Below are 18,661 nucleotides of genomic sequence, written 5' to 3'. Positions count from 1 at the left end.
ATTTGGAGGCTGTGTCAAAATAGAACTCTATTTTGACACCCTCATACCTATTTAAAATTAATACCACTATGACAAGAAAATTAGTTGCATTATTATTTTTATTGCCTTTTATGCAATTGTTTGCCCAAACCAGCGAGTTTACAAAATTTCCGCAAGGCTATACCCCTAACGAAATAGGCACTCGGCTGTCGTACCATTTTATTGGGCAGAGGCATGAACTGTATGCTGGAAGATACATTCATTATGCCGAGGTATGTACCTGGACAGGAGCACTTGATTATGCAGTACGTGTAAAAGATCAAAAACTCATTAAACAGTTGCAAGACAAGTTTGAACCCTTGTTCACACGCGAAAAAGCACTGTTGCCCCCAATGAACCATGTTGATTACAATATGTTTGGAGGATTGGCGTTGAAACTGTATCAGGTAACAAAAGACAAACGGTACCTGGATATGGGATTGGCTTATGCCGACAGCCAATGGGAGTTACCCAAGAATGCAAGAATAGAAGAGAAATATTGGGCCGAGAAAGGACATTCATGGCAAACACGCCTGTGGATTGACGATATGTATATGATTACCTCTGTACAGGCCGAAGCATACAAAGTAACCGGCGATGCTAAATACATTGACCGTGCAGCCGAAGAAATGGTTCTTTATTTAGAAGAAATACAACGCCCCAATGGTTTGTTCTATCATGCACCGGATGTTCCTTACTATTGGAGCCGTGGCGATGGTTGGATGGCTGTAGGTATGGCAGATTTACTTGGCTATCTTCCCGAAAATCATAAAGACCGCCCACGCATAATGAAAGGTTTTCATACAATGATGGCAAGTTTATTGAAATATCAGCGGCCAAGCGGTATGTGGAACCAATTGATCGACGAACCCGACTGCTGGGCCGAAACATCGGGAACCGCCATGTTTACGTATGCGTTTATTATAGGAGTTAAACAAGGATGGTTGGATGCTAAAGTATATGCACCTGCTGCCCGCAAAGCATGGATGGCCATGATTCCATATATCGACGAACGGAATAATGTAACCGAAGTATGTTTAGGCACTGGTAAAAAGAACGATAAGCAATATTATTATGATCGGCCACGCCTTGCTGGTGACTTTCATGGACAAGCACCTTATCTTTGGTGTGCGGTTGCCTTATTAGAAAAATAATAAACGGTAGACACCACAAATCAAGATACATATATTTTTGGGCAATTATTCAGAGAAAATCTTCATCGTGATGATGAGGGTTTTCTTGCTTTTTACAAAGGAAATAGTATTTTTGTATAGTTAATCGTGATCGATACCTATGTCCCAGTTTAATTTCAATGATTTCTATAAGCAATATTATCGGAAAACATATTTGTTTGCCAAATCTTATGTGCACGACTCCTTTGCAGCTGAGGATGTTGCTTCGGAAGCATTGATAAGTTTGTGGGAGATAATGAAAGAGAATGAGATAGCACATCCCGGAACTTTTTTGTTTTCGATAGTGAAGCATAAGGCTGTAGATTATTTAAGACATGAAATAATTAAGCAGGAAGCACACGCTAAAATGTCAGACATTGGCTTGCGTGAGTTAAATACGCGTATATCTACTCTTGAAGCCTGCGATCCGGAAAAGATATTCTCTTCTGAAATAAAGAATATTATAGAAAATACACTGTCTATTCTGCCCGAAACCACAAGGCGGGCATTTGAGATGAGTCGTTTTCAGGGCTTATCGCGTGAAGAAATTGCACAAGCTCTCGGAATGACACCTAAAGGAGTGGAGTATCACTTGAATCGTGCTTTTAAAGCATTAAGAATCAGGTTAAAAGATTACTTGCCATTCTTAATATTCCTCATAACATAGATATTGTACTAGGCTTTTTGCTTTCAGAAACGACTAACTATATATGAAACCATAAAATTTCATCAGATGATTGAAACCGAACTATTAAAAAAATATATTGCCGGAGACGCTTCGCAAGAAGAAAAAGAGATTGTTCAACTTTGGTTGGAAGCCGATAAAAAGAATATGAAAGAGTATATGGCAATGCGCACACTCTATGATATTACTTTAGCCAATTTACAGGAAACCAATGTAAAAAGCATAATCAAGAAACCTGCTCAATATTATCTTAGAGAAGTATTAAAAATAGCAGCCGTAGCATTAATAGCGTTTGGCGCTTCGTATACTCTGTTTTTATATGTATGGGGCAAGAAACAAGAAGACCCTGTTATGCAATCGTTATTTGTACCTGCCGGGCAAAGGGTAGAACTAACCTTGGCAGATGGCACGGTGGTATGGCTTAATGCGCAAACAACTTTTAAATTCCCCAATAAATTTGATAAAAACAGTCGGGAGGTATATTTATTAAATGGTGAAGCTTACTTTAACGTGGCTAAAAATAAAGATTGCAAGTTTACTGTTAATACTCCCTTTTACGATATAAATGTGTTGGGAACCGAATTCAATGTATTGGCCTATGGCAAAACAAAATGTTTTGAAACCTCTTTACTGGAAGGTAGCATTGAACTTGTTTCAAAAAATAAAGAAGAGAAGTTGCACCTTGTACCTGGGCAGCATGTGGCAATGAAAGATAATTCGCTAAAGTTAGAGAAGCTCCCACATCAGGATTACTTTTTATGGAAAGAAGGTATTCTGTGCTTCGACGATGAACGTGTTGAGGATATATTGAATAAGCTAAGTATTGTTTATGATATGGATATTCAAAACTACAATAAGTCTATTGTAAACAATACCATCCGTTGTAAATTCCATATAAAGGAAGGTGTAGAACAGGCAATGAAAGTGCTAAAGATAAAAACCGGACTCCAATATAAAATATACGAAGATAGCAACCTGATTACTATTTGGTAGGATTGGAATAAAGTTTAATTCCTTCCAGTTCTCTTTTAATAGCTAGCAATTCTTCTTTTACTGCTTGAAGTCTTTCCAATGCTTCAAGCTTTTTGGTTTCTGCCTCTCTGCTGTCTGTTAATACTTGCCGGGCACCGGGAAGCGTCATTCCCTTTACCTTTACCAGGTGATAAACCAGCTTTATGGCATCAATATCTTCTTTACGATACTGACGTACCCCACCAGGACTCTTACCAGGACGTATATGAGGAAACTCTTTCTCCCAAAAACGGAGCAGCGTTTCACTAACATTAAGCATGCGCGAAACCTCGCCAATGTTATAAAACAATTTAAGATCTTTTTTCATTAGTAGATAGTAGTTAGTAGATAGTAGTTAGTAGTTAGTAGTTAGTAGATAGTAGTTAGTAGTTAGTAGATAGTAGATAGTAGTTAGTAGATAGTAGTTAGTAGATAGTAGTTAGTAGATAGTAGTTAGTAGATAGTAGTTAGTAGAATCCATGCGGCATCGTATTCTAGCTACTAACTACTAGCTACTAACTACTAAACTACTAATCAAATACCATTCCGTGGTTAGCGGCTATTTGTATCATTTGGTCATAGTCTTCGGCACTTAAATCCATGAAGTAATAGTTTACCGGATTAACATGCTGTCCTTTAATACGTACCTCGTAATGTAAATGAGGCCCTGTACTTTTACCAGTATTTCCTACCCCGGCAATAACCTCGCCACGTACAACCTTTTTGCCTACCTTTGTTCTATAGTCATCTAAGTGGGCGTAAACAGTTCGATAACCAAATCCGTGATCAATTTCAATAGTGTTACCATAACCCGATTGCCATCCAACTTGCACAACTACTCCATCGCCAGTAGCATAAACATCTGTTCCGATAGGGGCCGAGAAGTCCATCCCGGCATGGAACTTCTGTGTTTTATAGATAGGGTCAATACGAAGTCCATATCCGGAAGCAGTATGACGGAGGTTTTTATTAGATATCGGCTGAATGGCCGGAATGCATTTCAACATCTGCTCATGCCCTTTGAAGAGTCCAATAACATCATCAAATGAACGCGATTGAACATATAACTGCTTGTGGAGTCTATCCATTTTACTAGTGGTTTCTACCACTATCTCTGCATTTTTAAGTTTCATTAATTGTTCGTAACGGTTGGTACCGCCAAATCCGCTTTGTCGGATGGCCGGAGAAACCGGATCGGCCTGGAACATAACCCGGTATAAATTATCATCCCGTTGCTGAATATCCTGTAATACAGCTAATGCATCGTCCATTCGGCGTGCTAGTATATTGTACTGAGCCTGTAAATGACTGTTTTCAATACGCAGTTCCTTCTCCGACGGAGAACCGAATATGATAAAGAACACCAGAAAACAACTAGCTCCCAGTCCCATTCCCCAGAAAAGACGCCGTAACATACTCAAGGCTTTTTGACGGAATGTTGGATAAATCCTGTCGTATGTTTGCGTTTTGGGGTTATATATGTAGTATACTTTCCTCATTATTAATGAAATATTAACTCTATGATGTCGCAAAAATAATAAAAACAAGTTGTCTTTGCTCAATTATTATTAAGTTTTTGTATTTACATATCGCCGAACATCACATTTGACTCGATTTTATAAAATAAAAACACAGAGTCACAGAAACACTGAGCTTTTCCTTGTGCTGAACACGGAGGCTTCGCTTTTGTCGTACAATAACTCAAAATAGGCTAACAGCCTAATAGCCTCTAGCGTAGGCCAACGGCGCCGTTGGCCAATGTCATCAAGTTAAGAAATCCCTTGGGATTGAATTTGAATAACCCCCAGTGAAGGGCGAAGCCCGACTGGGGGGATGCGTATCCCTATAACTCACAACGCCGAAGGTGTTGAACCCCCTTCGGGGTTCAGACTGTGTATGTATTGACTTNGTATGTATTGACTTGCCCCCAGTCGGGCTTCGCCCTTCACTGGGGGTTATTCAAATTGAATCCCAAGGGATTCACCATGCGGATAGCATACAATGAATCACAAAGAAAAAACTCTGTGTAACTCTGTGTAACTCCGTGGTGAAATATAAACTAACTTCAAATAGCGCAGAAATTAACTTCAAATAGTGCTGTATTTAACTTTTAAATGTGCTATAACTTTATTGGTTGCTTATAAACAGCCAATCGGCTTTCTATAAACAACCTAATGGTTTTCTATAAACAACCAATTGGCTGTCTATAGAAAGCCAATCTGGAATCAACAGTAAAAATGGTTATTTTATGCATAATTTGAAGTTAATTTATGGGGTTTGGAGAGTTATTTTCAAGTCATTCCGCATGGCTCAACCGGAATAAATCTGGTAATTCACTAGATAAATAACAAAAACGACTTATCTTTGCATCATTTTTAATAATTTTGAGTTATAGGCATCTATTTAACTCGTAACTCGTAACTAATATGACTTCAAAAGAAACCAGAGAATCATTTAAAAAATTCTTTGAGTCGAAAGAACACAGAATTGTACCTTCGGCACCTATGGTTGTTAAAGACGATCCAACCCTGATGTTTACAAATGCAGGAATGAATCAGTTTAAAGATATTATTCTGGGTAATCAACCAGCCAAATATAAAAGAGTGGCCGACTCGCAAAAATGTCTTCGGGTAAGTGGTAAACACAACGACCTGGAAGAAGTTGGGCACGATACATACCACCACACCATGTTCGAAATGCTTGGTAACTGGTCGTTTGGTGATTACTTTAAAAAAGAAGCCATTGAATGGGCATGGGAATATCTGGTTGATGTATTGAAACTGGATTCTGCACGCTTATATGCTACCGTTTTTGAAGGAAGCCCCGAAGAAGGATTAGAGCGCGATAACGAAGCAGCTCAAATCTGGGCTCAGTTCCTTCCCGCCGATCGCATTATAAACGGTAATAAAAAAGATAACTTCTGGGAAATGGGCGACACAGGTCCATGTGGTCCCTGCTCGGAAATACATATCGACTTGCGCTCGCAAGAAGAGCGCGATAAGGTTGACGGCCTCACACTTGTAAACCAAAGCCACCCACAGGTAATCGAAATATGGAACCTTGTATTTATGCAATACAACCGTAAGGCAGATGGCTCGCTCGAAGGACTTCCGGCTAAAGTTATTGATACAGGTATGGGCTTCGAACGCCTTTGCATGGCACTGCAAGGAAAAATATCCAATTACGATACCGATGTGTTTCAACCAATAATCAAAGAAATAGGAAAGATTACAGGAAATACGTATGGCGAAGATGAACAGAAAGATATTGCGATGCGTGTAATAGCCGACCATATCCGTACGATATCATTCTCAATAACCGATGGGCAACTACCATCGAATGCAAAAGCAGGTTATGTAATTCGTCGTATACTTCGCCGTGCAGTACGTTACGGTTATACTTTCCTTGGTCAGAAGCAAGCATTTATGTATAAACTTCTGCCCGTACTGATTGAAAGCATGGGAGATGCTTATCCGGAACTGATTGCTCAGAAAGACCTTATCGGAAAAGTAATTAAGGAAGAAGAAGACACATTCTTACATACACTGGAAACTGGTATCCGTTTGCTCGACAAAACAATGAGCGAGGCTAAAGCAGCAGGGAAAGAGATTGTTAGCGGTAAAGATGCATTTACACTGTACGATACTTTTGGTTTCCCATTAGATTTAACCGAACTTATTTTACGTGAGAACAATCTGGAAGTTGACTTGGCCGAGTTCAATGCCGAAATGCAACAACAAAAAGACCGCGCCCGTAATGCTGCTGCAGTTGAAACCGGCGATTGGGTTGTGTTGAAAGAAGGCTCTTCGGTATTTGTAGGATACGATTTCCCTGAATACGATGTGCAGATACTTCGTTACCGTGAAGTGAAACAGAAAAACAAAACACTTTACCAATTAGTACTCGACTATACTCCTTTCTATGCCGAAGGTGGTGGTCAGGTAGGCGATGTAGGTACACTAACCAGCGAATACGAAACCATACATATTGTTGACACCAAGAAAGAAAACAATCTTGCTGTTCATATTGCCAACAAGCTTCCCGAGCATCCCGAAGCACCTATGCGTGCACAGGTAGATCTGGAAAAACGTATAGCCAGTGCAGCCAATCATACTGCAACCCACCTGCTCGATGAGGCTTTGCGCGAAGTATTAGGTACACATGTAGAACAGAAGGGTTCGTTGGTATCATCAGAAGGTTTACGTTTTGACTTCTCGCATTTCCAGAAAATGACTGATGAGGAAATCCGTAAAGTAGAACATCTGATAAATGCTAAAATCCGTGCTAACATACCATTAACCGAACATCGTAGCATTCCAATTTCACAAGCTAAAGAATTGGGCGCAATTGCCCTGTTTGGCGAAAAATATGGCGATGAAGTTCGTGTTATCCAATTTGGAACATCCATAGAATTCTGTGGAGGTATTCATGCCAACAGTACCGGTAACATTGGTATGATAAAGATTCTCTCCGAAAGTTCTATAGCAGCCGGGGTGCGTCGTATCGAGGCAATCACCGGAGCCAAAGTAGAAAGCATGATGGATGCCATTCAGGATACAATGGTTGAATTGCGTGCCTTGTTTAATAATGCTCCCGATCTTACCACAACAATTCGCAAATACCTTGAAGAAAATGCCGGACTGAAAAAGCAGGTAGAAGACTTCATGAAAGAAAAGCAAACACTGCTGAAAGATAAGCTGAAGAAAAACATGGAGGAGGTTAACGGTGTAAAAGTAATACGTTACATGGGACCTATACCTGTTGAAACAATAAAAAACATAGCATTTCAACTTCGTGGTGAAATAACAGAGAACTTCTTCTTTGTTGCCGGAAGCATTGAAGTCGACAAACCGTTATTAACCGTTATGATAAGCGATGACCTTGTAGCCAAAGGCTTGAATGCCGGACAACTGGTACGCGAGGGCGCAAAACTAATCCAAGGAGGCGGAGGCGGTCAGCCACATTTTGCTACAGCAGGCGGAAAGAATCTCGATGAGCTTCCTGGCGCAATGCGGAAGATTTTGGAACTGGCAAACCTTTGATTAGTAGCTAGTAGTTAGTAGCTAGTAGTTAGTAGTAAGAATCCATGCGGCATCGTATTCTTACTACTTACTACTAACTACTTACTACTAGCTACTTACTACTAACTACTTACTACTAGCTACTTACTACTAACTACTAACTACTTACTACTAGCTACTTACTACTAGCTACTAGCTACTAATCTGACTTTTCGGGAAATTAACCAGATAAAGTTTTTCTGTGGCACGTGTTAAAGCAGTATATAGCCACCTGAAATAATCAGGAGTGAGGAAGTCTTCCTTCATGTAGCCCTGATCCAGAAATACATTACTCCACTGTCCGCCCTGTGCTTTGTGGCAAGTTATGGCATACGCATACTTCACTTGCAGAGCGTTATAATAAGGGTCGGCCTTCATTTTTTTCATGCGTTCGCGTTTATCCCCAATATCCGCATAATCTTCCAGTACATTGTAGAATAACTTGTTGTTATCTTCCTGCGATAAGGCAGGAGAGTCTGTACAAAGTGTATCCAATAACAATGTTACTTCCAGCTCATAATAGTCATAATCAGGGAACGATAGTATAACATCGGCAAAACGGAATCCATACAACTCCCTGGTTTTTCGTACACGCTTTACAATTGCTGTATCACCATTGGCAATAAATTCAATCTCTTTGCAATCTTCGGTCCAGTAATAATTGTTTTTGGCTATCATTACTATATCTCCCGAACACAATTCCTCTTCGCGGTCCAGTATCCGGTTCCTTATTCCATTGTTATAAATATTGGCCTGCTTGTTCGAGCGGCAAATAACAATGGTTTCTTCTATACCCATTTTGCTATACGATTCGCTAATCATATCAACAATTTCATTACCCGGAATAGATACTATATCCTTGAACTTATTTAATTTGAATTTAGGCAAAGTAAAACAATCATCGTTATTAATTAGCTTGCGAAGATGGGTTGCATTCCATAAAATACCCGAATCTTGCACCTGACGCACAACTTCAGTAAGGTTCATCTCCATAACGTCCAATCCATAGCATTTGAGGGCCTCGGACGATAAAGCCGGACCTTCGTCCTCGCCCACTGGGGGAAGCTGTGCTGTGTCGCCCATAAGCATTAACCGGCATCCGGTGCCCGAATAAACAAACTGCACTAAATCATCCAGTAATCTGCCACTGCCAAACATGCCTCCGGCAAGGCCTTCGTTTGCAATCATTGATGCTTCATCTACAATAAAAAGCGTATGAGTAAACAAATTGTCGTTCAGCGAAAAGTTGCTGGTTTCGTTTGAAAAAGAACGTTGCCTGTATATTTTTTTGTGTATAGTAAAGGCCGGATGTTTTGAATAAGAAGAAAAAACTTTAGCTGCTCTGCCGGTTGGTGCAAGTAAAACAGTTTTTTGTTTCAGGTTATCCATGGTTTTAACCAAAGCACCTACCAGAGATGTTTTTCCTGTACCGGCATATCCTCGTAAAATAAAAACGGAGTCCTTTGCTGTATCCATAATGAATGTGGCAATGGTTTTCAATGCTATTTCTTGTTCAAAAGTTGGATTATAAGGAAAATTTTCCTTAATTTGCTCCGCTAAATAGTTATTTATCATTTCGGTACGCGAAAAAAGTTTGCCGAACTGTGGCTTATTAGATTTATTTATTTTATTTTTGCGGCTACGAATATAAACTAAAAAAAACATATTATCATGAAAACCGTTTTTAATATCTTATTGGGCCTTTGTATTTGTGCATTAATATACATTTGTTATGCCAGTATAATGGGACCAATTAACTTTGAAAAAGAAAAGAAAGTAAGAGATGCAAAAGTTATTGCACGTTTAATGGACATTCGTAAAGCACAACAAGAATTCCGTAATGTAAACAGAGGACCTTATACAGCAAACTTTGATACATTGATTGACTTCGTTAAAAACGGAAAACTACCTTTTGTTGCCAAAGAAGGAACTTTGACCGATAAACAATTGGAAGATGGCTTGACCGAAAGAAAAGCAATGGCTATCATCAACAAAGCAAAGAAAACAAACAAATGGGATGAAGTTAAAAAGAATGGTCTTGAAAACTTCAAACGTGATACATTATGGGTGAATGTACTCGACACTGTTTTCCCAAAAGGATTTAATGCCGACTCTATGAGATTTGTTCCGTTTGGAAATGGTGCACAGTTTATGATGGCAACCAAAAACGATACAACAAAATCGGGAGCACCTCTTAACCTGTTAGAAGTTAAAACTCCTTATACAGTATACCTTAATGGTTTGGATAAACAAGAAATCGTTAACTTAATCGATGTTCAGGAAAAACTTAGCAAATATCCAGGTTTAATGATTGGATCGCTTGAAACTCCTAACAATAACGCAGGTAACTGGGAATAATTTATTTACGATTAGACGATTTAATCGTAAATAACCTAATCATATGTCAGGAAGAGCAAGTATAGAACAATTTGATTCTAAAAGATCAGAACAATATATATTATCCATCCGCCTTAGTACGGATGGATTTTATTTTGTTGTATATAACCCACAACATTATTGTTTTCTTTTATCCGAAAAAAGAAAGCCAGATACAACAATGTCTTATCTGGCAAACCTGAAATTAGCTTTCAGAGAATTACCATTTCTTTCCCTGCCATACAAACAAGTATATGTACTTATAGCCGACAAGCGTTTTACACTGGTGCCATTAGAACTTTTCGATGATGCACATACACAAGAACTGTTTGGCTACAACTATTTGCAAAAACACAATGAAATAATATGCCGCAATATGCTGCCAAACAATAATTGTGTGTTGCTGTATGGAATGGACAAGTACATACATGTGCTTGTTAACGAAACGCATCCCGAAGCATTGTATCTTTCGCACATCGCTGTGTTAACAGAATATTTCTCGGTTAAGAGCAGGGCTGCTCATACCAAACAAATGTTTGCCTGTTTACGTGGTGAGTATGTCGACTTGTATTGTTTCGACCGCGGACGGATGTCTTTGGTAAACGCTTATGGCGAATGCAAAACCCCAGACGATTTTTCGTATTACATCCTCTTGGTTTGGAAACAGTTGGGCATGTCTCAACTAAATGATGAACTCTATATATTAGGAAATACGCAAAACAAATCAGGGTTATTAGAAATATTGAAGAACTTTATAAAGAAAGTAACCGAGGTTGAAATAGAGGCCGAACTAGGAAACTTCTTTTCCGAATCGGTTAAGGATGTTCCATACGATATGCAAATACAAATGTCGCAAAAGCAAATAGGATGAGGATTATAGGTGGAATTTATAAGCGCAGACGGTTCGATGTTCCTAAAACATTCAAAGCACGGCCTACAACAGACTTTGCTAAGGAGAACCTTTTTAACATACTGAACAATAACATTGATTTTGATGAAGAGCCAACAGCACTCGATTTGTTTGCCGGTACCGGTAGTATTAGTATAGAACTAATTTCCAGAGGATGCTCAAGAGTAGTTAGCGTTGAAAAAGACAGTGCTCATTTCTCTTTTATCAATAAAGTTATCCGCGAATTGAAAACAGATAAATGCTTTCCGCTTCGTGGCGATGTTTTTAAGTTTATAAGCGGTTGCAAACAGCAGTTCGATCTGATATTTGCCGATCCTCCTTACGATTTACCCCAACTGGAAACAATACCCAACCTCATCTTTGAAAACAACTTATTGAAAGAAGGCGGTATATTTGTACTTGAACATGGTAAACATAACCATTTCGAAGATCATCCAAATTTCTTAGAAAAACGAGTGTACGGTAGTGTGAATTTTTCTTTCTTTGATTATAATAACGGAGCTATTAAGCGCACTGCCGATTCTATAGCCTTTTGATGAAGCGGACGTTTGCTCCATGCTTTCGGAGATATCCTTATGCACTCGCGTTGATCCTGCAAAAATACATCTTTCAGCATCAGTGCACTCTCCATATCGTATATAAAAGCATTAACCTCGAAGTTATGCTCAAAACTGCGGAAATCAATATTGGTAGAGCCTACCGTTGAAAGCTTATCATCGGATACCATCATTTTTGAATGCAAAAATCCTTTCTGATAGAAATATACTTTTACCCCAGCCATTAATATATCCGATAGATACGATCTTGATCCCCATTGGGTGATCGAACTATCTGCCCGTTTGGGAATCATCAATCTCACATCCACACCAGCAAGAGCAGCCGTTTGCATGGCAGCCAATATGGTTTCGGTAGGAAGAAAATAAGGCGTTTGGATATAAATGTACTTCTGCGCTCCTGTAATAGCCATGGTTAATCCCTGCATAATTTCTTTCCAGGGGCCAATTGGGTCACTTGTAACAACCTGGATAAGCGAATCGCCATACGACTCTAAACGAGGATAATAACAAGCCGAGGTTAATAGCGTACGGTCAACAAAATACCAGTCGAGCAGAAACGAAGTTTGCAATCCGTGTACAGCCTTTCCTTTAATCCGGATATGTGTATCTCGCCATACTCCCCAAGTGAAACCTTTAACATATCTCTCGGCCAGATTCATTCCGCCAACAAATCCTACTTTTCCATCGATAACAACTATTTTCCGATGATTGCGATAGTTTACACGACTCGTAAACAGCGGGAAACGCACTTTCAGGAAGCTGCGTACTTCAATGCCGGCATCGCGCATCTCTTCAAAGAAGTCATTGCGTGTTTTCCACGATCCCACATCGTCGTATAGAACCCTGACTTCAACACCCTCTTTGGCTTTATCAATTAATACATCACGGATTAGTCGACCAACAGCATCATCTAAGAAGATATAATATTGAAGATGAATATGTTGTTTGGCTTTATATAATTCTTTAATAAGTGCAGCAAGTTTGGTATATCCATCGGTGTAAGCATCTACCTGATTACCATCGAAAGGAAGCGCTTGTGTGGTATCCCAGAAAAATTTCATCAGTCGTTCATACTCCGGTGGAACATCTCCCGGTTTCTGCTCTTCGAAAGCCTCTATCGGTTTCTTTATTAATTTGTTATAGATTTTGCGGCCTATAATTCTTTCGCGGCGGGTGCTACGGCCAAAGAAGAGGTAAAAAACAAGCCCTACCCAGGGGAGAAATAACAAAATAAGGATCCATGCAATTGTTTTTACCGGATTACGGTTATCGAGAATGATAACAATAATCGTACTGATAATAACGCCTGAAAACAGAATGCTATATACTGTTTTTAAAATTTCATTAGGATCCATATCTTATTTGGGCATAGCTAATGGTATTTAGTAAACAAACATACTTAAAAATACTGGATAATGCAATGGTATTTACTCGTTTGGTTCAGTTAGTGGCTGATTTGAACCAAAAAGAGTTCACAAGCAATTACCCCTTGGGGTAAAATTTGAATAACCCCCAGTGAAGCGAAGCGACTGGGGGTGGAGAATAGACTCAATCTCATCAACNTGGGATTCAATTTGAATAACCCCCAGTGAAGCGAAGCGACTGGGGGTGGAGAATAGACTCAATCTCATCAACGCCGAAGGTGTTGAATATCCAATTGAACCCTTATCGGGTTCCATGCGAGTGAATGATTTATCTACCCCCAGTCGCTTCGCTTCACTGGGGGTTATTCAAATTGAATCCCAAAGGGATTCTCTGAACTGTATGCACTTTTATGGGATATCTGAATGATTACTGTTGCTGATACTGGTGTTACAAATGAACTGCATTTGCACCCTAAATGAACTGCATTTGTATGCTAAATGAACTGCATTTAAGGTATAAATGAACTGCATTTGAGGTGCAAATGAACTGCATTTTTGGTTCAGTTAGAGGCTGAGTTGAACTAAAAGTGAGGTAGGAGGTAAAGTAGGCGATGCCGTATGGATAGGAGGGGAATTCCATGCGGCATCTATGTCCTCTGCATCCTGTGATGAAATATGAATAATGCAGGTTAGAATCGTCCACCTGGAGGAGGACCACCAGGACCGCGTCCGCCATGACCACCAGGACCGCGACCAAATCCGGAACGGCTTGGGGCCTTGCCTCCCAGTGTGTTAAAGCGGTAAACAAAGTGTACCATGAAATAACTTCCCAGAGTGTTATACTCGGTATCGGTTATTCTGGTTTCAGTGATTGTTCTTGATAAGTTGCTTTGTTCCTGAAGTATATCATATATTTTCAGGCGGATTGTTCCAGCATTGTTTTTCAGGAAGTTCTTTGAGATTTGTGCATTCCATATAACTTCGTTACTGCGGAAACCATCGCCATACCCTTTCATTATACGGTAATTAATATCGGTTGAAAGATAAAACTGTTTAGGAAGATTAAAGTTTGTACTTCCTCCGAAATTATAATCAAACGTTTCACGATTACTATTTGATTGTTTATTGTTTCGGGTAAGGTTGTAATTAATAGATGTAATTAGCGAAACATCAAATAAATCAGAACGATAACTACCTGTTAATCTTTCGCCAGCTCTTAAACTACGTGTTGTACTTAGTACTGCATCTTCCGTTCTTTTTAAGGTAGTATAACTTACAGCATTGCTGAAATTGGCATTGGTGTTTGATGAAATGGTGAATTTCTTGTTTTTTAATGGTGTGTTAAAAGAGAAGAACCCTCTTGTATTCCAGTTACCATTTATATTCACTTTTTCGTAAATACGTCCTCCTGTAGCCTCGTTATACGTCATTCTATTAGCAACCGAGTTTTGGGTATTTGTATAGAATAAGTTAAACGCATAACTTCTCATTGACTGCGGAATGTATTTATTATAAAACAACATAATGTTGTGCGAAAATGAAGGTTTCAGGTTAGGATTACCATACTGTATGTTTAATGGGTCGGTTTGATCAATAACCTGTTGCAGATTCTCAATGCTTGGTGCACTGCTTCTTCCCCGGTAGCGGAACATAAGTGTATGCTGTTTGCTAAACATATAGCGGAACATAATTTGTGGCGAGAAATTTAAAACATTCTGTTTTTTAGGTATCTCGCTGGTATTTGGTCCGATACTTGTTTCACTGCGTGAAGATTGCGGTGTAAGTGCAACGCCAGCATGATACATCATTTTGGGATGCACCCCACGGATGGATAAATCGATGGTATGATTATCGTAGAAGTTTTCTACACGCGAACTCAGGGAATCAGTATAGCTGTTTGGATAAAGTTTATAGTCGGTCAATAAATTATCGTATACCAAAGACTCGCCTAAACGTTTTTGATGAGAAAACTCATATCTTAATTGTAGGAAATGGTTTTTGAATACTGGTTCGGTATACGAAGCAGATACGCTCCAATTACGGTTGTCATTATTACGACTTGTATGCAGGTCGGTAGTTGATGTACTATCATTCTTGAAAAACTCCATATCCGAAAAAGAGTCTCCCTCTGTTTCACCATTGCTATAGCCAAAATTACCACCAATAAAAAGATTACGTCCTTTACTGTTTAACTTCCTAAACAGTTGTAAACGACCATTCAAAGAGTAGTTTTCGCTTTTGTTAAACGAATATGCATCTTTTTTATTAATGGGCATAATTGTTCCACCTTCGTTATTGAATTCTTCGGACCAGGAATTACTGCTTGATTTTGTTTGCGAGTAAGACACATTGGGTCTAAAAATAATTGTTGTCATACTATCCGGACGCCACTCGAAACGAAAGTCTGCTCTTACATCATGTCTTTTTCTGCGCGAACTGTTTTCACTGTTCTCGTATGCCATTCCATCGTCGCCCAAATATTCTTCGGATGATGATTTTCTTTTTGCATCATTATCAGTATGTCCATATTGAATATTTCCTCCATATTGCAGCTTCTTTGTATCTTTGGCAAAGTTAACCCCCAACGACTCGGAACTGGTAATACCCGAGCCTGCTCCACGTCCTGATGACATTCCTTGCCCGGCGTCGCCAAATTCGGAGAAACCTGTGCCATTGGTGTTATTAACAGAACCCAGAATAGAAACGCTGGCATCATCTTTGAACCGGCTTACCATAACACCACCTTCATAGCGTTCTTCACTACCATATCCGGCAATAACATTACCTATCCATCCTTGTTTCATTCCTTTTTTTACGGTAAGGTCTAATACGGTTTCTTCATCGCCATCGTCAATACCGGTTATGCGGGCCATATCACTTTTACGGTCGTAAGATTTTACATTCTCTACCATGTTAACTGGCAGGTTCTTCATAGAAACTTTAGGGTCGTCCGAAAAGAATTCTTTACCGTCAACCATAATTTTCTTTACCTCTTTACCATTTATGGTTATTTTCCCATCTTCCGATACTTCTGCTCCCGGCAGTTTCTTTACCAGTTCTTCCAGCATGGCTCCTTCGGCAACCCTGTAGGCCGATGCTGCATAAACAGTGGTATCCTCCACCATTTTTACTGGTGGGGCTTCGGCAGTAATAACAGCTTCGGACAGCAATACAGCATCCGACTCTAATGTAATTGCTCCCAGATCGTTATTTAATTTGTTTGGAGATAATTGGATTGGAACATATTTGGTGTGAAACCCAATATACGATATTTTAAGAACGTATTTGCCAGCCGATACTTTAGGTAGTGTAAATTTACCACCGGTTAGTGTAGCAGCACCTGTAATATAAGTGCTATCAGGTAAGGATAACAATTGCACTGTGGCCTGAACTGCGGCTTCACGTGAATCAGATTCTATAACAGTTCCCGTAACCGTAATGTCTTTGGTTTGGGCAAAAGAAGTTAAGGCGCTCACCAGCACCACCATGCATACAATAATTCTTTTCATTGATAAATTCGTTAAGTATAACAGTCCTCCTTTGACGGACAAGGAAAGAAAAGGTTTAATGGGGGAGGAGAAAAAAGAGTTTTGAGTAGTGAGTTTTGAGTAGTGAGTAGTGAGTTTTGAGTAACGATGCCGCATGGTAACTCATAACTCATAACTCACTACTCAAAACTCACTACTCATAACTCACTACTTCTTAAACGCTTTATCCACCATGTTTTTTTTCATCTCAAACTCAAGGCAAAGTACATTTATGATTAGGAATATAACAAAAGAGTCTGAGTCAAAATTCTGAATGCCTCCTTTTGCTACCCGGTAAAGCATTGCAAAAAAGATAAATATAAAAGTAAGGAACACTGCATTCCTCATTGCTTTTATGCGGATTCGTTCTATTTCCAGACTTTCGTTTTTAGATAATGCCAGTAAAATCAGTAACGAGCCGGCCATCATTAAAAGCTTGGTACACTCAAGGTAAAATACCAGGTTCTGATCAGTAACAAGTCCTTGCATATAGAGTATGAAGGGTAAAAATACAGATACAAGGAGAACTATATATCCCATTGGGCGACAAAAAACAGGTAATAATGCTTTCATATTCTTGATGTTTTATGAGGCAAAGATACTTCTTTCATGGTTAATATTTATCTTTGCAGTAACAAAACATCCCTTATATGAACAACCAGGAAATAATAATCAGCAATAACCTCCATCAGGAACTTCAGCAAATAATTGAACGCAATAATCCCGATAAGATATATCTCCTTACCGACGAGCATACACATAAACTATGTAAGCCTCAGCTTGCTGCTCTTAGTTTTCTGAAGGATGTTAACGAAATTATTATCGGCGCAGGCGATGCACACAAAACCCTGTCGACTTTAGGGCAGGTGTGGACTGTATTAAGTACCTCAGGGGCTACCCGCCACTCTTTACTGATTAATCTGGGCGGTGGTATGGTTACCGATTTAGGAGGATTTGCTGCTGCTACCTTTAAAAGAGGAATTAAGTATATAAACATTCCTACCACCTTGCTGTCTATGGTTGATGCAGCTGTTGGCGGAAAGACCGGAATTAACTTCAATGGACTAAAAAACGAGATTGGTGTATTTGCACCTGCCTGTACAGTTATTATTGATACAAATTTTCTTCGCTCACTGAGTGCCGATAATATCTTCTCCGGCTATGCCGAGATGTTGAAGCACGGTTTGATAAGTACCGAAGAGCATTGGAGGGAATTGTTGTTGTTCGACACAGACAATATTGATTACGATGCTTTAAAAAAGCTTGTAGCCCAGTCGGTAGCCATAAAGGAAGATGTTGTAGCCAAAGACCCCTATGAAAGAGGAATACGTAAAGCACTCAACCTGGGACATACCGTAGGACATGCTTTCGAGAGTCTGGCTTTAGCACTCAACCAGCCGCTATTGCATGGGTACGCTGTTGCATGGGGAATAGTGTGCGAACTTTATCTGTCCTTTCTTAAAACGGGTTTCCCAAAAGATAAGATGCGACAAACCATTCAGTTTATAAAAGAGAATTATGGGGTGTTCTCTATTGATTGCAAACAATACGATATGTTGTTCGAATACATGTTGCACGACAAGAAGAATGTATCAGGTATTATAAATTTCACTTTGCTCGAAGATATCGGATCTATAAAAATCAATCAAACCGCAGACAAAGAAACCATTTTCGAAATGCTCGACTTCTATAGGGAGTGTATGGGGCTCTGAGACGATTTCACCACAGAGTTCACAGAGTTACACAGAGTTCTAAATACGATGCCGCATGGAAGTTTAAAACTCTGTGTAACTCTGTGAACTCTGTGGTGAAATACTAACCGAACCAAACGAGTATGAATAATGCAGGTTAGATCCTGATAACTCCCTTTAACTCCTTCCATTCTTGAATAACTCCTTCCATTCTTTAATATAACTTGTTTTTTAAGATAGTTTAAAAATCATCAACCTAGGTTTAATAATTATCATTTCTTAAGCTTCTG

At 39.4% G+C, this 18,661-nt stretch carries 14 protein-coding genes; 8 read left to right on the top strand and 6 right to left on the bottom strand.

Annotation, left to right across the window (positions count from 1 at the left end):
• Window positions 1-68 precede the first annotated feature (68 nt).
• From D0T85_RS03265 to D0T85_RS03255, 3 genes are all read left to right on the top strand, one after another.
• Complete coding sequence (locus D0T85_RS03265; RefSeq protein ID WP_163210213.1) at window positions 69-1,172, top strand: glycoside hydrolase family 105 protein; 1,104 nt, start codon at window positions 69-71, stop codon at window positions 1,170-1,172.
• 139 nt (window positions 1,173-1,311) lie between these two features.
• On the top strand, window positions 1,312-1,857 hold the full coding sequence (locus D0T85_RS03260; RefSeq protein WP_163210211.1) for an RNA polymerase sigma-70 factor: 546 nt from the start codon (window positions 1,312-1,314) through the stop codon (window positions 1,855-1,857).
• A gap of 66 nt (window positions 1,858-1,923) precedes the next feature.
• Complete coding sequence (locus D0T85_RS03255; RefSeq protein ID WP_203558407.1) at window positions 1,924-2,868, top strand: FecR family protein; 945 nt, start codon at window positions 1,924-1,926, stop codon at window positions 2,866-2,868.
• Here D0T85_RS03255 and D0T85_RS03250 read toward each other — a convergent pair.
• A complete protein-coding gene (locus D0T85_RS03250) occupies window positions 2,858-3,214 on the bottom strand; it encodes a MerR family transcriptional regulator (protein ID WP_163210209.1) in 357 nt (118 codons plus the stop codon). The genes D0T85_RS03255 and D0T85_RS03250 overlap by 11 nt on opposite strands.
• Before the next feature lie 202 nt (window positions 3,215-3,416).
• On the bottom strand, window positions 3,417-4,385 hold the full coding sequence (locus D0T85_RS03245) for a M23 family metallopeptidase (protein ID WP_163210207.1): 969 nt from the start codon (window positions 4,383-4,385) through the stop codon (window positions 3,417-3,419).
• A gap of 927 nt (window positions 4,386-5,312) precedes the next feature.
• Here D0T85_RS03245 and alaS point away from each other — a divergent pair.
• Complete coding sequence (alaS, locus tag D0T85_RS03240) at window positions 5,313-7,928, top strand: alanine--tRNA ligase (protein WP_163210205.1); 2,616 nt, start codon at window positions 5,313-5,315, stop codon at window positions 7,926-7,928.
• A gap of 171 nt (window positions 7,929-8,099) precedes the next feature.
• Here alaS and D0T85_RS03235 read toward each other — a convergent pair whose 3' ends face one another.
• Window positions 8,100-9,521, bottom strand: coding sequence for an ATP-dependent RecD-like DNA helicase (locus tag D0T85_RS03235; RefSeq protein WP_163210759.1), 1,422 nt, complete (start codon window positions 9,519-9,521; stop codon window positions 8,100-8,102).
• Window positions 9,522-9,617: 96 nt separating this feature from the next.
• Here D0T85_RS03235 and D0T85_RS03230 point away from each other — a divergent pair, with 96 nt between their 5' ends.
• The 3 genes from D0T85_RS03230 to rsmD are packed head-to-tail and all read left to right on the top strand — an operon-like array spanning window position 9,618 to window position 11,768.
• Window positions 9,618-10,304 (top strand): hypothetical protein, encoded by a 687-nt coding sequence (locus D0T85_RS03230; protein ID WP_163210203.1) that lies wholly within the window; start codon window positions 9,618-9,620, stop codon window positions 10,302-10,304.
• 43 nt (window positions 10,305-10,347) lie between these two features.
• Window positions 10,348-11,193, top strand: a complete 846-nt coding sequence (locus D0T85_RS03225; RefSeq protein WP_163210201.1) for a DUF3822 family protein — start codon at window positions 10,348-10,350, stop codon at window positions 11,191-11,193.
• The gene (rsmD, locus tag D0T85_RS03220; RefSeq protein ID WP_163210199.1) at window positions 11,190-11,768 is read left to right on the top strand and encodes a 16S rRNA (guanine(966)-N(2))-methyltransferase RsmD; all 579 of its coding nucleotides are present in this window, start codon (window positions 11,190-11,192) and stop codon (window positions 11,766-11,768) included. Before D0T85_RS03225 ends, rsmD begins: the two co-directional genes overlap by 4 nt.
• Here the strand turns inward: rsmD and cls are convergent.
• The 3 genes from cls to D0T85_RS03205 all read right to left on the bottom strand — a co-directional run bounded on the left by cls (window position 11,720) and on the right by D0T85_RS03205 (window position 17,253).
• Window positions 11,720-13,144, bottom strand: coding sequence for a cardiolipin synthase (gene cls / locus D0T85_RS03215; RefSeq protein WP_163210197.1), 1,425 nt, complete (start codon window positions 13,142-13,144; stop codon window positions 11,720-11,722). The two genes, rsmD and cls, sit on opposite strands and share 49 nt — an antisense overlap.
• Window positions 13,145-13,842: 698 nt before the next feature.
• Window positions 13,843-16,662 (bottom strand): TonB-dependent receptor, encoded by a 2,820-nt coding sequence (locus tag D0T85_RS03210; protein WP_163210195.1) that lies wholly within the window; start codon window positions 16,660-16,662, stop codon window positions 13,843-13,845.
• A 186-nt stretch (window positions 16,663-16,848) separates the two neighbouring features.
• Window positions 16,849-17,253, bottom strand: a complete 405-nt coding sequence (locus D0T85_RS03205) for a hypothetical protein (protein WP_163210193.1) — start codon at window positions 17,251-17,253, stop codon at window positions 16,849-16,851.
• A gap of 77 nt (window positions 17,254-17,330) precedes the next feature.
• Here D0T85_RS03205 and aroB point away from each other — a divergent pair, with 77 nt between their 5' ends.
• Window positions 17,331-18,392 (top strand): 3-dehydroquinate synthase, encoded by a 1,062-nt coding sequence (aroB, locus tag D0T85_RS03200; protein WP_163210191.1) that lies wholly within the window; start codon window positions 17,331-17,333, stop codon window positions 18,390-18,392.
• The last annotated feature ends 269 nt before the right edge of the window (window positions 18,393-18,661 follow it).

It is taken from the genome of Bacteroides sp. 519, assembly GCF_010500955.1.
In the GTDB taxonomy this organism is placed as follows: domain Bacteria; phylum Bacteroidota; class Bacteroidia; order Bacteroidales; family Bacteroidaceae; genus Bacteroides.
The sequence above is the reverse complement of the archived record's forward strand: the minus strand, read 5'-3'. Positions and strand labels throughout refer to the sequence as shown.

What these genes read in the sequence shown, in the direction of transcription:
- D0T85_RS03265 (WP_163210213.1), top strand. Translation starts at nt 69, where the DNA reads ATGACAAGAAAATTAGTTGCATTATTATTTTTATTGCCTTTTATGCAA.
- D0T85_RS03260 (WP_163210211.1), top strand. Translation starts at nt 1,312, where the DNA reads ATGTCCCAGTTTAATTTCAATGATTTCTATAAGCAATATTATCGGAAA.
- D0T85_RS03255 (WP_203558407.1), top strand. Translation starts at nt 1,924, where the DNA reads ATGATTGAAACCGAACTATTAAAAAAATATATTGCCGGAGACGCTTCG.
- D0T85_RS03250 (WP_163210209.1), bottom strand. Translation starts at nt 3,214, where the DNA reads ATGAAAAAAGATCTTAAATTGTTTTATAACATTGGCGAGGTTTCGCGC.
- D0T85_RS03245 (WP_163210207.1), bottom strand. Translation starts at nt 4,385, where the DNA reads ATGAGGAAAGTATACTACATATATAACCCCAAAACGCAAACATACGAC.
- alaS (WP_163210205.1), top strand. Translation starts at nt 5,313, where the DNA reads ATGACTTCAAAAGAAACCAGAGAATCATTTAAAAAATTCTTTGAGTCG.
- D0T85_RS03235 (WP_163210759.1), bottom strand. Translation starts at nt 9,521, where the DNA reads ATGATAAATAACTATTTAGCGGAGCAAATTAAGGAAAATTTTCCTTAT.
- D0T85_RS03230 (WP_163210203.1), top strand. Translation starts at nt 9,618, where the DNA reads ATGAAAACCGTTTTTAATATCTTATTGGGCCTTTGTATTTGTGCATTA.
- D0T85_RS03225 (WP_163210201.1), top strand. Translation starts at nt 10,348, where the DNA reads ATGTCAGGAAGAGCAAGTATAGAACAATTTGATTCTAAAAGATCAGAA.
- rsmD (WP_163210199.1), top strand. Translation starts at nt 11,190, where the DNA reads ATGAGGATTATAGGTGGAATTTATAAGCGCAGACGGTTCGATGTTCCT.
- cls (WP_163210197.1), bottom strand. Translation starts at nt 13,144, where the DNA reads ATGGATCCTAATGAAATTTTAAAAACAGTATATAGCATTCTGTTTTCA.
- D0T85_RS03210 (WP_163210195.1), bottom strand. Translation starts at nt 16,662, where the DNA reads ATGAAAAGAATTATTGTATGCATGGTGGTGCTGGTGAGCGCCTTAACT.
- D0T85_RS03205 (WP_163210193.1), bottom strand. Translation starts at nt 17,253, where the DNA reads ATGAAAGCATTATTACCTGTTTTTTGTCGCCCAATGGGATATATAGTT.
- aroB (WP_163210191.1), top strand. Translation starts at nt 17,331, where the DNA reads ATGAACAACCAGGAAATAATAATCAGCAATAACCTCCATCAGGAACTT.